This is a genomic window from Anaerofustis stercorihominis (assembly GCF_024623185.1).
GTDB lineage: Bacteria > Bacillota > Clostridia > Eubacteriales > Anaerofustaceae > Anaerofustis.
In genome coordinates, this window is sequence record NZ_JANJZK010000006.1 from 108,761 (window position 1) to 124,300 (window position 15,540).

Genomic DNA, 15,540 nt, shown 5'->3' on the forward strand with positions numbered 1-15,540 from the left:
TAGCAGTAAAAATAACAACGGAGGTTAAAGAATAATGTTAAAAGCCTTATGGACAGGTGAATATGATGAAAAATGGGAAGAAATATTCTCACAAAATTTCAAACTCGAAAGAGCCAGTTTAAATACAGGTGCGGTATACCCCGACGGATTACTCAGAGGTATAAATCTAATAGAAGTTTTAAAGGATAAAGACATTTTCATCAATGGATACGATCCTGTCGATGAAGAGATAATAAAGAACTGTCCCGACCTAAAAATGATTTTAAGCGTAAGAGACGGTCCGGAAGAAAATATTGATATAGATGTATGTACAAAATACGGAATACCGGTTTTGTTTGCGGGAGGAAGATGTGTACATAGTGTTGCGGAATTAAACATGACTTTAATGTTTAATCTTGCATGCAATTTTGTAAGACTCACCAACCGAATGAGAAATGAAGGCTGGACCTCTACCAATATGACAGAAGACTTATTTTCACAAACAGAGCTATACAGAAAAACACTTTCAATTATCGGACTTGGAAGAAACGGAAGAGAGCTTGCAAAACTTGCTAACGGTATAGGTATGAATGTAGTTGCTTATGACCCATATGTGACAAAAAAACAAGCAGATGAATTAAATGTTACGATGATGTCTCTTAAAGACGCAATGAAAGCGGGAGATTATGTCACATTACTTGCGAGAGTAACGCCTGAGACGGAAGGTATGATAGGTAAAAAAGAAATAGAATTGATGAAACCTACCGCTTATCTTATAAACACAGGAAGATCGAAACTTGCGAATGAAGAAGCAATCTTTGATGCTTTGGACAACAATATAATTAAAGGTGCGGCTTTGGATGTATTTACATCAGAACCTTTGAATAAAGACAGCAGAGCATATAAAATACCTATGGATAAATTATTATTAACTCCTCATATGGCAGGGATTTCAATGGAAAGAGTTCCTCATCAATATGAGTATTTAATGGACAGTTTTAATAAATTTAAAAAGGGTGAAACAAAGGAACTCAGATTATATAATCCAAAAGTATTCGACTCACAGGAGTTTAACAATCGCGGCGGTATTATATTTGAATGCGAAAAATAAACTTACGGCGAAGATGTAATATACTCTTCGCTGTAAATAAAATTTAGGAGAATAAAATGGTAACCGATATTATCCTATACGTTATATTGACTTTTATAACGATATATGTAAGACAAAAACTTATAAATAAAAGTTTAAATTCCTATGGAGAATTGGAGTTTAAAATAAAGGAATTAAATAATAATACAAAGAAAGATTTATGGCTTATTCTATTAGCTCTTTTCGGAGGTCTCGCATGCGTATTTATAATCAGTTTCTATAATCATAATACACTTATCCCCTCCTGGCTTTTTTCTATTTTATGTTCTATTGTAAGCGGGATATATATAAGCTCAGTCTTACAAAATAGATATCTAAACATAGGATTATATGAAAATGGTATTATCTTAAAATCTCAAATCATAAAATACAAATGGATAAGCTGTTATTCTGTTTCCATGTCAGAGGATAATTTTAATATAGTATATTTACATGACAAAAATAATAAACAAATCAACATCAATGAACCGATAAAAATAAAAAGCACTGATTTAGAAAATATAACAGAAGTTTTTTTGAAACATGATATAAAAGACAATAACTAAAAACCGATCAAACAGATCGGTTTTAAATTTATTAATGTTTAATTACAATAAACTCTGCAACACGTCAATAAATTTCTCGGTAGCTTTTGAAAAGACCTGATACTTTTTCCAAACGATATAAAGATTTGCTTCCAACTTAGGTTTTAGGGGAATAAAACAAAAGTTACTTTTACCTGCAGTATTCACAAGCTTATCCAAAGTAAGAACGTACCCAAGTCCCTCATCCACCATCAATGAAGCATTATAAACTAAATTATAAGTCGCAACGATATTCAAATCCTCAAAATTATATCCGCTCCAGCCGGATAATTCATTGTTTTTCAGTGCTTGTATGGAAACTATCAAAGGAATACCTTTTAAATCCTCTGAACTTATTATATCTTTTTCTGCCAGCGGACTATCTTTTTTCATCAAAAGTCCCCAGGTATCCGTAACGGGAAGCTTGAGATAATCATATTTGTTTAAATTTGAAGAACCTATTAAAATACCGAAATCCAATAATCCTTTATCAAGTCGCTCGGTCACGTCCTGTGCATTTCCGCTGTAGAGATGATATTTGATACCCGGATAAATTTTCTGTAATTCTTTTGCGGTCTTAGCTACTATCCTCATAGCATCAGTCTCTCCCCCGCCTATATAAATATCTCCGCTTATCATTTCTTCATTTGACAAAAACTCCGACTGAGTTTTATCCGCAAGTTCAACTATCTCCTGAGCCCGTTTTCTAAGAAACATTCCCTCTTCAGTCAAAGTGATTTTTCTCTTCCCTCTTATAAATAATTGTTTACCGAGTTCATTTTCAAGATCCATAAGCTGCTTTGAAAGGGTCGGCTGAGTTATATGTAAGACCCCAGCCGCAGCAGTGATATTCTCTTCTCTGGCAACAGCCAAAAAATAACGAAGTACTCTCAATTCCATATTATCATCTCCTTATCCTTTTTAACATTTTATAGCCTATTACCATGCTTGTCAACTATGATAAGCCATTCAATATAAGTATTTGCTATTTTAAATCGCATGCATATAATTTAATTAAGAAGGAGGCATGATTATGAATAAAAAACTTGACATCATTCAAAATTTAAAAGACGCAGGCTGTGATGATGATTTCATAACAAAGTATTTAAGACTTGAAAAAAGTTATAACCGACAAGAACAACTTAAGCTTCTTTCTCTGCACAGGACTTCACTGATAAATCAAATACATGATAGTTACAATATGATCGATTGCCTAGACTATTTGATTTATAAGATGAAGAAACAAAAATATTAAAAAGAACATTTAGGAGATTTTATTATGAACATGAATTTTAATCTATTTACATCAACAAATTTATTATTCGGAGCGGGAACGCTAAACGAACTCGGGAAACAAAATTTACCAGGTAAAAAAGCTTTATTGCTTATATCAAACGGAAAATCGACAATAGAAAACGGAACGCTGGATAAGGTTCAGAAACAACTGAATAAAGCAGGTGTGGAATACACATTATGTGCGAATATCCACGAAAACCCATCCAAAGAAGTAGTTATGGAAGCGGCAAAAACAGCAAAAGAAAATAACTGTGATTTTATATTAGCTCTCGGAGGAGGAGCGGTACTAGACTCCTCCGTAGCAGTTGCGGCAATGGCTACAAATCCCGGGGATCTATGGGACTATGTCGTAGGAGGCACGGGAAAAGCCAAACCTCTTATAAATAAACCTCTACCAATCGTAACGATAGCAACCACATCCGGCACAGGCTCTGAAATAAACTGCTGGGGCGTCATAAGCAATAAGGAAACAAATGAGAAAATAGGTTTCGGAGGAGTACCGGAATTAAATCCTGTCCTTTCCATAGTTGACCCTACATTGATGCTTACAGTGCCTAAAAAATACACCGCATACCAGGGATTTGATGCACTGTTTCACAATACCGAAGTAATGATAAGCAAAGGAGTGAATATCCTAAGCGAAACAATAGCATTATCCGCTATCGAAAATATAGCTAAGTATCTTCCTTTGGCTGTAACAGACGGAAGCAATCTCGAAGCGAGAGAAAGAGTTGCTTACGCAAGCACAATGGCGGGAGTCACAATGCAGCTTACAAGCACTACGGCAAAACATTCAATGGAACATGCAATGAGTGCTTATCACAGTAATCTGCCTCATGGTGCGGGACTTATAATGATTTCAAACGAATTTTATAAATTCTTTATTGAAAAGCATACCTGCGATGATCAGTTCATTAAAATGGCAAAAGCAATGGGTATAAAAAACGCCGATAACCCCGAATATTTTCTTACCGCTTTATATGAACTGCAAAAGAAATGCGGTGTAGAAAACCTTAAAATGAGTAAATATGGATTTACAATAGATGAAGCTGATACGCTTGCTAAAAATGCGAGGGAAACCATGGGAGGATTGTTCCTTGCTAATCCATGCGAAATGACTCATGAAGACTGCGCAGAAATTTTCAGAAAATCATATCGTTAGATAATTAATCGGAGATAAAAATATGAATATAAATCAATTTCTGAAACACGTAAATGACGGACTGCCGATACCCAAAAATTCTAAAACACATGAATACATGGTAAAGCTTAGTAACGAAGCCATGAAAATAACAACAAAGCTGAACAATTCCTATAATAATCCTAAAGAAATATGCGAACTTTTTTCAAAGCTGACGGGAAAATCTATACACGATAGTTTTGGTTTGTTCCCTCCCTTCTATACCGACTGCGGTAAAAATATAACTATAGGTAAAAATGTATTTATAAACTCGGGGTGCTGTTTTCAGGATCAAGGAGGTATCACAATCGGTGACGGAGCTTTTATAGGTCATAATGTAGTAATAGCAACTCTGAACCACGATTTTGACCCAAAAGAAAGAAGCACCACCCATCCGTCTAAAGTAGTAATAGGGAAAAATGTATGGATAGGAGCAAATGCTACTGTAGTTCCGGGGGTAACAATAGGAGATAATTCGATAATAGCCGCAGGAGCGGTAGTCACAAAAGACGTACCTCCAAATGTTATAGCGGGAGGAGTTCCCGCAAAAGTCATTAAAAGTATAGATAGAAAGTAAAAAGGAGAATAAATATGAATAAAAAAGTTTTGATAATTTCAACTAGCCTCAGAAAAAACAGTAACTCAGAAATATTAGCAGAGAAATTTAAAAAAGGAGCTGTTGAAGCAGGAAATGAAGTTGAAATAATAAATTTAAAAGATAAAGAAATAAATTTTTGTATAGGCTGTTTATCATGTCAGAAAACTCAAAAATGTATATTCAATGATGATGTAAATGAAATAATAGATAAAATGCTAAATATAGATGTAATTGTTTTTGCAACACCGATATATTTTTATGAAATGGCAGGACAAATGAAAGTACTGCTCGACAGGACCAATCCTATGTTTCCGTCAGATTATTCATTCACAGATATATATCTTCTAGCTACTTCGGCTGATACAAATGAAAGTTCAATGGACGGTGCATTAAAAGGACTTAAAGGCTGGATAGACTGTTTTGATAAAGCTAAGTTAAAAGGCGTTATTAAAGGTACGGGGTCAGACGATGCCGCAAGTATAAAGGCTCAACCCGATATTCTAAAAGCCGCATATGATATGGGTAAAAATGTTTAATGGTACATATTATTATGGATAAAATTAAAAAATCAATCTCTTTATTGATTATAATATTAATATCTTTATCATTTACAGCTTGCAGAAGTTATGATTACAATCTAAACAAAGATAATACAATAAAAACATCTTCTTCTTTATCGAAAAACTTAGCAAAAGAGAATACTCCCGATTATAATGAAGAATTGATACCTGTTGATATCATTATAAGCAGTGACTCTTTTGCCGCAAAACTGTATACAAATAAAACAACATTAGAACTCATAAAACAATTCCCTATAACAATCAATATGAAGGATATGAACGACAACGAAAAATATTATTATATGTCTTCACATCTTACACAAAATAAAGAAGAAATAAACGATATAAAAAGCGGGGATATAATGCTTTATGGAAATGACTGCATTGTGATATTTTATGAAGATTTTGAGACATTTTATAAATATACGAGGCTTGGTTATATAGAGGATAAAGATAAGCTGATAAACTTATTGAGAAACAACAAAGATGTAAAAGTTACATTTGAATTAAATATTAAAATATAAAAATAAAAGTAAGTTGCTTTTTTATTACTTTTGTGATATACTGAATAAACATTTACGCGTATTGCAATTTATATAATAATATAAAATTAAACGAGGAGTGTACCTCGTTTTTTATTTGCAGGTAAGTGTACAGGAGGAAATAAATGAACAAAACTAAATTTTCTGATCTCGAAATAAACTTAGATATAAATCGAGTATTAGATGAAATGGGATTTGAAAATCCCACAGATATCCAAAATAAAGCAATACCCGCAATAAGAAGCGGCGTTGATGTTATAGGAAAATCACAGACAGGAACGGGAAAAACGATAGCTTTTGCAATTCCCGCAATCGAAAAAATAGACCTAGAGCAGGAAAAACCAACGGCACAGGTGTTGATAATTTGTCCTACAAGAGAACTTGCTCAGCAGGGATATGCAGAAATAAAGAAACTTATTAAATATATGCCCGATATAAAAGTAGTAGATATTTACGGCGGAGTATCAATGGAAAGACAGATTTCCAAACTAAAAAAAGCACATATCGTAATAGGTACTCCGGGCAGAATCAAAGATCATCTTAAAAGACGTACTTTAAAACTTCAAAACATAAAAATGGTCGTACTTGACGAAGCCGACGAAATGCTAAGTATGGGCTTTAAAGAAGATATAGATACGATTTTAAAAACAGCACCGGACACCAGACAGACAGTACTGTTCTCTGCAACAATGCCGCCGGCAATAATGAATATAATAGATACTTTCCTAAAAAAACCATTACTTATTCAAATCGATAAAGAACAAGTTACGGTAAACAAAATAGCTCAAAATTATATAGATGTACCTAAAGGTAAGAAAAAGGAAGTGTTAAACCTTCTTCTTCACTACTACGGTTCAAAATTAACAATAATTTTCTGTAACACGAAGCGTATGGTAGACGACCTTACAAAATTCCTTCGTAAAAACGGATTCAGTGCGGAATGTCTTCACGGAGATATAAGGCAAAACGAAAGAAGCAGAGTAATGACTAATTTTAAGAATGCAAAGACTCCTATACTGGTTGCAACAGACGTTGCCGCAAGAGGGATTGATGTAAAGGACGTTGAATATGTTATAAACTATGACATACCTCAGAATTCCGAATACTATATCCATAGGATAGGAAGGACTGCAAGAGGCGGCAAAAGCGGAACATCGATTACAATGACGAATAACAAAAAGCAAGTTACAGACCTTAAGATGATTTTAAAAGAGACGAACTCTAAAATAAAGAAATTAGATATACCGACAAAAAATGATATCAATTCAAAGAACTCAAAAGACAATATGTCGGTTATAATAAGCGCACTTAAAAGAGAAAATAATTCACATGATGAAATGATATTAGAATTAAAAAAATTAGGATATACAGAAAATCAAATTGCAAATGCTGCATTAAATTTATACTTCGGCAAAACAAAAGAAAACATCGTAAAAATCGAAGATATTACTATAAACAAAGAAACAAAAAGATATAATGACGGTAACAAAAACAATTCCAGAAGAAAAAAACAAAAGTCATATGGAAATAAATCTTTAAAAGACGATTTAATATTTTATGAAAATAACAGAAGAAATTCATCGAATAAGAATGCAAACAGAAACAAAAAAAGAACAAACGGAAATTATAAAAATAAAAGAGCAAATCAAAGTTATTAATGTTTAAAAGAAAGTCTAATGACTTTCTTTTTTATTTCCAACATATAAAGTATTGAAAACTATTAATAAAAGAATAGAATAAATAAATTTCAAACCATTAAGTCTTAAATCAATTCCATACCTTTCAATCCTTATATATTCATCACCTGAGTATTTATAACACAACTTACATATAAATGATAAACAATAAAAAACTTTAATACTTATAAAAATCGCAATAGAAAACAATAATAAAATAAATGCGAATTTAAATAATTAATCTTATTAAAAGATATTTATAGCGATAAAATATAATAATCTCCTACCTCCATTACTCAAAAGATAATATCATTTCAAAGATAATTAGTAATTTTAATTAATAACATTCAATGAAACTTTAACTTCTATTATATTAAAACTTAAATAAGTGTTATAATATATAAATAACATAAATAATAAATAAGTTTATATAAAGGAGAATAAATATGAAAGTTTGTATGATCATAACAGACGGCTTTGAAGAAATCGAAGCTATAGGAACATTTGCGATTTTAAGAAGAGGTAATGTAGATGTGGATGTTTATTCACTTCTCGATAAAGATGCAACCGGCAGATTTGGGATTACATGCACAAATTTAAAACCATTCTCAAAAATAAAAGAGGAAGACTATGAAGCATTGATACTTCCCGGAGGTCCGGAGTATGTAGCCATAGAAGCAAACACAAAAGTACAAGATTTAATCAAGTCCTTCAGTAAAAAAGATAAATATATATGTGCAATCTGTGCAGGTCCTACAATACTCGGAAGAGCGGGATACCTAAAAAACAAAAATTATACCTGTTTTACTTCAATGAACGAAGATTTTGGGGGAACTTATATAGATGAGTATGTGGTTACAGACGGAAAAATTATTACCGGAAGAAGTGCCGCCGCAACCATTGATTTCGGGTTTGCAATCTTAAAAGAGTTGATGGGCGAAAAAACAGAGAAAAAAACAAAAGAAGAAATATATTACTAAAAGAAAGTGTTTTCTCACTTTCTTTTTTATAGATATAAAGGAGGACATATGCATTATCAAGGAACAGTATACAGACCGCCCAGCGAAGCAAGAAGTTTGATTGTACAGGTAACATTGGGATGCAGTCAAAATGGTTGCACATTCTGTAGTATGTATAAAGATAAAAATTTTCATATCAGATATCTAGATGAAATTTTAGCAGATTTTAAAGAGGCAAGAGAGTTATATAAGAATATCGATAAAATATTTTTAGCTGACGGAGATGCACTCATATGCAAATATGATATGCTCGCTACAATATTAGATTTTATAAAAAAGTATTTTCCTGAATGTAAAAGAGTTACATGTTATGCGTCGGCAAAAAGTATACTCTTAAAATCAGAAGAAGAATTAATAAACCTTAGAAAAAAAGGATTAACAATGGTTTATCTAGGTCTTGAATCGGGAAGTGATAAAATACTTAAAAGAGTTAAAAAAGGCGTCACATCAAAAGAAATGATCGAAGCGTCGAATAAAATTCATAATGCGAATATAAACCTTTCTGTAACGGCTATTTCAGGTCTCGGAGGAAATGAATTATGGGAAGAACACGCGGTAGAAACAGGAAAAACTTTATCAAGAATGAACCCCGAATATATCGGTCTACTTACACTTATGATAGAACAGGGCGTACCTTTAGAGGAAGAAATAAAAAAAGGTACATTTAAATTAATGGATCCCTATGATATTTTAAAAGAAACAAAATTGCTCATTGAAAATTTAAACTGTGACAATGCCGTATTCAGAGCAAACCATGCTTCTAATTATTTAAATTTAAAAGGAACTTTAAATCAGGATAAAAAAGAACTTATTGATAAATTGAATAATGCACTTAAAGGAAAAGAATATATCAAAGAAGAATATATGAGAGGATTATAAAATCATAATATATGATTTTACGCTATTATTATAAATATTTATGTCTTATAACAATTAAAATCAGAACATATTATATTAAAATTGCTTTTATATCGCACACTTAATAAGATATTATGCTATACTTATCATATATAATATAGAAATTACAAATTATTTGGATTAAAGTGAGGAAATATGAAAAAAACAATATCATTTATCTTATCATTGATGTTTATTATTAGTATAACAATTACTCCCGTTGCTGCAAAAGAAAATAATACTGATAATAGTACAAAAACAGTAAAAACAGCAGTCGATGACCCCGAACAATTCAGGGCTAAAGGCGATATTTCAAGCGATTTTTACGGCGGTGGTTCTATGAAAAGTACAATGAGCACGAAAACTAAAAGTAAGTTCACAGGTAAAACCTACACTCATAACAGCAAGTTCGACGGCAGTGTTATTGCAAATGGTATCGATGTATCTGTTTGGAATAACAATATAAACTGGACCAAAGTAAAAAATGCAGGTATAAAGTACGTATTTATAAGAGTTGCGGCAAGAGGTTACGGTAAAAGCGGAACTATTTTTGATGACAGCATGTTTGTAAAATATATAAACGGTGCAAAAGCAGCCGGTCTCAAAGTAGGTGTTTACTTCTTCTCACAAGCCATAACAAAAGCAGAAGCAAGGCAGGAGGCAAATTATACTTTAAAGAAAATAAAAGGATATAAAATGGATCTTCCCGTAGTAATGGATTACGAATACTCAGGAGGTTCTTCCGGCAGACTTACCAAAGCAAAACTATCCAAGACCGCTGCAACAAACATATGCATGGAATTTTTAAATACAATAAAAGCTGCAGGATATACCCCTATGTTATATGCTAACTACAGCATGTTAAACAATAGTCTAAACAAAAACACAATAGACGCAAAATATCCTGTATGGCTTGCACATTACAATACGAGTACATCTTATGACGGAGATTATAACTTTTGGCAGTACTCTTCTGACGGAAAAGTAAGCGGTATATCAGGAAGAGTGGATATGAACTTTTGGTATTCCTCACTAAAATTAAATCATGTAAGCAGTAATGATAGTAGTATCAAGATATCATGGAATAAAACAGTTAATGAAGATGGTTATATAATTTACAGATATAATTCAGCTTCAAAAAAATATACTCAGATAAAAGAAATAGATAATAATTCTACTACATCATTTACAGACTTGGGTTTAAAAGCTGGAACTTATTATTATTATAAAATAAAAAGTTATAAAATAGATGACGGCAAGTATATTTACGGCGAGCTTTCTCCACAATTAAAAGCGACAACCGCTCCAAAAAGAATATCTACATTTAAAGTAACTACTTCATCTACGTCAAGGATAAACCTTACTTGGTCTAAAATAACCGGAGCGAGCGGATATAGACTATACAAATATTCACCAAAGAAAAAGAGATATGTACATTATAAAACACTAAAAACCAATAAATATCAAGATAGAAAAGTATCTAAGAATAAAACCTATAAATATAAAGTCAGAGCTTACAGAACATTAAATGGAACTTTATATTTTGGAGGTTATTCACCTACATTGAAAGCCAAAGCAGTTAAAAAGACATTGGTATCAATGAAAGCTAATGGTATTATTAAAGTAAGAAAAACAGATATAAGAAAGAATGCAGGAACAAAATATAAAAAAATAACAAGAATTTTTAAAAATAAAAAAGTAAAAATAACCGGATATAAAAAAGATAAAAAGGGAAAGAAATGGTACAGGATTTCTTTTACTAAAGGAAAGAAAAAATACAGCGGCTATGTATACAGTAAATATATAAAAATAATAAAATAAAAAGCACATTTATGTGCTTTTTTTATTCGACTATAAAATCTTCACTTGAAAAATTCCTATAATAACGCCCCTTAAATGCTCTAAATCTTAAGACCGCATAATCTTCATCGGTAACACCTTTTGGATAATACATCTCATCTCCCTCACGCCATATCAGCTCTTTATTTTCCTTGTCTGTTAGTACTTCCATATTACCTACAAGTATAACTCCTCTATAAAATCTTTTATCATAAAAATAAATACTAGCCTTGTCATTACTCAGATATTGTCTGACTCTTATAGATGAAGTATTTGTAGTAAAATAAAAAGTTTTAATACCTTTTCTTATCCTCGGAACCAACATCGCTTTCATATTTGGAAAGCCATCTTCATCCACACTTGCAATAAATGCTACATTTGCTTTATCTATTAAATTACCTATTGTTTTCTCCTTATCCTTCATCATAATTTTAATAATTCCTTTTTATTTTATAATAACATATAAATATTTTTATCAAAGTAAAATTTATATTATTAAATATGGGTTATAATAAAGATAATAACGGAGGATAATATGAAAAAAATTTATTACGGCGAAAATATAGTTACAATGGAGGATGAATTATATACTCAGGCAGTATTAATAGATAATAATAAAATATCAGCGATAGGTAATTATAATGACATAATAAAATTAAAAGACGACGATACAAAGGTAATAGACTTAAAAGAGAAATGTCTTATGCCTTCTTTTATAGACTCCCACAGTCATATAACGGCTCTCGCACAGACTTTATTAACGGCAGACTTATCAAATGCTAAAAATTTTGATGATATTATAAATATATTAAAAGACTTTAAAGAAAAAAATAATTTAAACAGCAATAATTATTTAATAGGTTTTGGATATGACCATAATTTTTTAGAAGAAAGAAAACATCCTACAAAAGAAATATTAGATAAAGTAAGTAATGAAATCCCTGTTCTTATAACACATAAATCAGGACATATGGGTGTTACAAACTCTTTAGGACTAAAACTATTAAATATAGATGAAAACACAAAAGCCCCCGACGGAGGAAAAATCGGCAGAACCGATATTACAAATAAACCAAACGGATATTTGGAAGAAACGGCATTTACTAATAATTCAAAAAAATTTGATAACTTCTCTATGGATAAAATAATAGAAGCAATAAAAAAAGCAGAGAATATCTATTTAAGCTACGGAATTACCACCGCACAGGACGGAATTACCAAAGAAAAAGAATTTAGCATATTAAAAACAATGTCAGAAAATAACAACCTTGATATAGACATCGTCAGCTATATTGATATAAAAAACAACAAAAATATTTTAGAACAAAACAAAGATTACTTAAATTATATAAATCATTACAAAATAGGAGGATATAAATTATTTCTTGACGGTTCCCCTCAGGGAAAGACGGCTTGGTTAAGCAAACCTTATGAAGGTGATAAGGAATACAAGGGCTACCCAATTTATAAAGATGAAGAAGTTAAAAATTTTATCAAGACAGCTTTAAATGAAAATATCCAGATCATTACTCACTGCAACGGAGATGCAGCAGCCGAACAGTTTATAAAATCATTTGAAGCTTTAAATCCTAAGAAGAATATAAGACCTGTTATGATTCACGCTCAAACAGTAAGAGAAGATCAGATCAAGAGAATGAAAAAGATCAATATGATACCATCATTTTTTGTCGACCATGTATATTACTGGGGAGATATTCATTTGAAAAATTTAGGTGAAAGAGCTTATAAAATTTCTCCGATAAAAACAGCAATCAAAAACGATTTAATTTATACTATCCATGAAGATACCCCTGTACTTTATCCTGACATTTTAGAAAGTATATGGACGGCTGCAACAAGAACGACTAAAAATGGAGTCCCGCTAAGCAGTGATGAGAAAATAACGATAGTGGAAGGATTAAAGGCAGTTACCATAAATGCAGCCTATTCCTATTTTGAAGAGGATACAAAGGGAAGTATAAAAGAAGGTAAGCTTGCGGATTTAGTTATTTTAGATAAAAACCCATTAAAATTAGATAATCCTGATGAGTTGAAGAAAATCAAGTTATTGGAAACGATAAAAGAAGGAAAAACTTTATATAAAAACAATTAAAAATTTTAAATCAAAACTGTGAAGTTTTTATTTATCATGATATAATGGTACATCAGGAGGAATGAAATGGAATTTAAGAAAAATATATCGGCATTTAACTTATTCGTATCTTCAATCGCTTTGGAAGCTCTCGGTTTTTATATATTTTTCAACACAGATATATTTTTAGAATGGTTCCCTATGATAGTAGGGACTATTTTGATTTATACGTCTCTATCTAAATTCTATTCTTTTTATAATAAAAAAAATAATAAAAATAATTTTGTTCTTCTCGGAGACTTTGTAATACTTATTCAGGGTATTCTTGCATTTATAAAACCTAACCTGATACTTATAATATTCCCTGCTTTTGTAGTATTCTACTCATTGTGCTTAGGGACTATATCAGCAATAGTTTTTTATCAATATAAAAAGGCTAAAGCACCTTTTTCAATTTTAATGATATTAAAATCAATTGCATTTTTTGTTATTGCTTTTCTCGTGATTACCGCAAATTTTTATGATAAAACATTTATAATCACAAAACTCACGGGGTTATATTTAATTTTTTACGGAATTACTATATTTACCGACTTTATAGATGAAGAAATACCTAAATCCTATGCAAATAAACTTATAAGGAAATTTTCAGTTAGACTTCCGGTTTTATTTACCACAAATATTTTAAAGAACACACTAAAAAAAGTTAATGATTTCATAAACCAAGTAGATACTAATAATGGAGAAATAAATTTAAGCGAAAACCAAATAGGTCTTGAACCTAACTTGGATATATTGATACATGTAAAAAAAGACGGTACGGGAGCATTTGGACACGTAGATTTTTTCTTTGACGGATATGTTATTTCTTACGGAAATTATGACTTTTCATCGTTAAAACTTTTCGGCTCTATGGGAGAAGGCGTTTTATTTTTTGCAAATAGCAAAGAAAACTATATAAAATTTTGTAATTGGTACGATGAAAAAACAATTTTTGATTTTGGTTTAAGGCTTACCGATTTACAGATCGAAAAAGTCAGAAACAAAATAAAAGAACATATGGCTAATTCTTATTATTGGCTTGCACCTATTGATTATTACAATAACAAGAATAAAGATTATGATGATTATGCAAGTGAACTATCAAAAGCAAATAACATAACTTTTAGAAAAATCAAACGAGGACGTTTTAAATATTATTTTACATTTTATACCAATTGTGTTAAATTTGCCGATTCGATACTCGGACAAGCAGGGATTGATATTTTAAATCTTAACGGAGTTATTTCCCCAGGTGCTTATTTCAACTATTTTGACAGGGAGTATAGAAGAAAAAACAGTATAGTGATTACTAAAACCGTTTATAATCCAAAAGGTATTGTAAAATAAACCAAGCATATTTTAACCCTTTTTACAGAAAATATTAATAAATAAACTGTAAGGAGGAACAATGAAAAAACTAATAAGTATTTGCCTAACACTTCTAATAATTCCGACCTTTTTTGCATGTTCTAATCCCGTAAAGGACTATGAAACAAATGAAAAGAGTAATTATATGACTGATGAAACTTTTAAAGGCGGAAAAGATACCGATGCTACATCAATTAGAAAAATTTGGATAAACGATTTGATTGGGGATACCAAAATAATTATGGATTTTGATGAAACCGATAAAATCCCAACTCATACGATAAGTTATTCAAAAAATGAAAAACAAATCAAAATATCGTTTGATAATGTAAATGTGGAAACAGCAAGGATTTCCGATTATAAAAATAATAAAATCATCAAAAAAATTGAAGCTAAAAATCAAGAAGGAAACAAAAGTGAAGTCATAGTAACTTTAAATAAAGCAATTAAATACAGAACCGATGAAACAATAGATTCAAGTCAATTAGTACTAAACCTCAGATAAGACTCCTCCCGAGTCTTATTTTCTTTTATTCTTTTATTCTTTTGTTCTTTTATTTTTTTCTCTTATTTCCTCTTCTTTTATCTTTCCATTATACAACAAAAAAAGAGCACTTCTTGTGCTCCTTTTTCTATTCTCTTATTTAATCTTCGACTATTCGATGATTTCTGTTACTACTCCGGATCCTACTGTTCTTCCGCCTTCTCTGATAGCAAATCTTAACTCTTGTTCAATCGC

16 protein-coding genes and 1 pseudogene are annotated in these 15,540 nt (G+C 31.0%); 14 read left to right on the forward strand and 3 right to left on the reverse strand.

The genetic code is table 11. The features are described 5' to 3' along the window. Nucleotides 1-34 precede the first annotated feature (34 nt). Together NSA01_RS05220 and NSA01_RS05225 are read left to right on the forward strand one after the other, a co-directional pair. Nucleotides 35-1,090 (forward strand): NAD(P)-dependent oxidoreductase, encoded by a 1,056-nt coding sequence (locus NSA01_RS05220; protein ID WP_257480449.1) that lies wholly within the window; start codon nt 35-37, stop codon nt 1,088-1,090. Between the two features lie 56 nt (nt 1,091-1,146). Further along, entirely contained in the window at nt 1,147-1,674 is a 528-nt protein-coding gene (locus tag NSA01_RS05225; RefSeq protein ID WP_257480450.1) for a hypothetical protein, read from the forward strand. A gap of 42 nt (nt 1,675-1,716) precedes the next feature. On the opposite strand, the gene NSA01_RS05230 is transcribed toward NSA01_RS05225, so the two are convergent. After that, a complete protein-coding gene (locus tag NSA01_RS05230) occupies nt 1,717-2,592 on the reverse strand; it encodes a LysR family transcriptional regulator (protein ID WP_257480451.1) in 876 nt (291 codons plus the stop codon). 133 nt (nt 2,593-2,725) lie between these two features. Here NSA01_RS05230 and NSA01_RS05235 point away from each other — a divergent pair, with 133 nt between their 5' ends. From NSA01_RS05235 to NSA01_RS05275, 9 genes are all read left to right on the forward strand, one after another. Further along, a complete protein-coding gene (locus tag NSA01_RS05235) occupies nt 2,726-2,947 on the forward strand; it encodes a hypothetical protein (protein WP_257480452.1) in 222 nt (73 codons plus the stop codon). A gap of 30 nt (nt 2,948-2,977) precedes the next feature. Next, on the forward strand, nt 2,978-4,150 hold the full coding sequence (locus NSA01_RS05240) for an iron-containing alcohol dehydrogenase (protein ID WP_373887182.1): 1,173 nt from the start codon (nt 2,978-2,980) through the stop codon (nt 4,148-4,150). 22 nt (nt 4,151-4,172) lie between these two features. After that, nucleotides 4,173-4,745, forward strand: a complete 573-nt coding sequence (locus NSA01_RS05245; RefSeq protein ID WP_257480454.1) for a sugar O-acetyltransferase — start codon at nt 4,173-4,175, stop codon at nt 4,743-4,745. 14 nt (nt 4,746-4,759) lie between these two features. Further along, nucleotides 4,760-5,302 (forward strand): flavodoxin family protein, encoded by a 543-nt coding sequence (locus NSA01_RS05250; RefSeq protein WP_257480455.1) that lies wholly within the window; start codon nt 4,760-4,762, stop codon nt 5,300-5,302. Between the two features lie 14 nt (nt 5,303-5,316). After that, a complete protein-coding gene (locus NSA01_RS05255) occupies nt 5,317-5,850 on the forward strand; it encodes a cyclophilin-like fold protein (RefSeq protein WP_257480457.1) in 534 nt (177 codons plus the stop codon). A gap of 143 nt (nt 5,851-5,993) precedes the next feature. After that, nucleotides 5,994-7,526 carry a DEAD/DEAH box helicase gene (locus tag NSA01_RS05260; protein WP_257480458.1) on the forward strand — a complete coding sequence of 511 codons (1,533 nt, stop codon included), beginning with the start codon at nt 5,994-5,996 and terminating at the stop codon, nt 7,524-7,526. 464 nt (nt 7,527-7,990) lie between these two features. Beyond that, the gene (locus NSA01_RS05265) at nt 7,991-8,524 is read left to right on the forward strand and encodes a DJ-1/PfpI family protein (protein ID WP_257480459.1); all 534 of its coding nucleotides are present in this window, start codon (nt 7,991-7,993) and stop codon (nt 8,522-8,524) included. A 48-nt stretch (nt 8,525-8,572) separates the two neighbouring features. Beyond that, nucleotides 8,573-9,442 carry a B12-binding domain-containing radical SAM protein gene (locus NSA01_RS05270; protein ID WP_257480460.1) on the forward strand — a complete coding sequence of 290 codons (870 nt, stop codon included), beginning with the start codon at nt 8,573-8,575 and terminating at the stop codon, nt 9,440-9,442. A gap of 174 nt (nt 9,443-9,616) precedes the next feature. Next, the gene (locus NSA01_RS05275; RefSeq protein WP_257480462.1) at nt 9,617-11,281 is read left to right on the forward strand and encodes a GH25 family lysozyme; all 1,665 of its coding nucleotides are present in this window, start codon (nt 9,617-9,619) and stop codon (nt 11,279-11,281) included. A 22-nt stretch (nt 11,282-11,303) separates the two neighbouring features. Here NSA01_RS05275 and NSA01_RS05280 read toward each other — a convergent pair whose 3' ends face one another. Next, entirely contained in the window at nt 11,304-11,726 is a 423-nt protein-coding gene (locus NSA01_RS05280) for a pyridoxamine 5'-phosphate oxidase family protein (RefSeq protein ID WP_257480464.1), read from the reverse strand. Nucleotides 11,727-11,834: 108 nt separating this feature from the next. On the opposite strand from NSA01_RS05280, the gene NSA01_RS05285 reads away from it, so the two are divergent. From NSA01_RS05285 to NSA01_RS05295, 3 genes are all read left to right on the forward strand, one after another. Then, nucleotides 11,835-13,412 carry an amidohydrolase gene (locus tag NSA01_RS05285; protein ID WP_257480465.1) on the forward strand — a complete coding sequence of 526 codons (1,578 nt, stop codon included), beginning with the start codon at nt 11,835-11,837 and terminating at the stop codon, nt 13,410-13,412. A 66-nt stretch (nt 13,413-13,478) separates the two neighbouring features. Beyond that, on the forward strand, nt 13,479-14,780 hold the full coding sequence (locus NSA01_RS05290) for a DUF308 domain-containing protein (RefSeq protein ID WP_257480466.1): 1,302 nt from the start codon (nt 13,479-13,481) through the stop codon (nt 14,778-14,780). A gap of 61 nt (nt 14,781-14,841) precedes the next feature. Next, a complete protein-coding gene (locus NSA01_RS05295; RefSeq protein WP_257480467.1) occupies nt 14,842-15,306 on the forward strand; it encodes an AMIN domain-containing protein in 465 nt (154 codons plus the stop codon). 150 nt (nt 15,307-15,456) lie between these two features. Here NSA01_RS05295 and NSA01_RS05300 read toward each other — a convergent pair. Then, nucleotides 15,457-15,540 (reverse strand): annotated as a pseudogene (locus NSA01_RS05300) (elongation factor Tu); the annotation flags it as partial.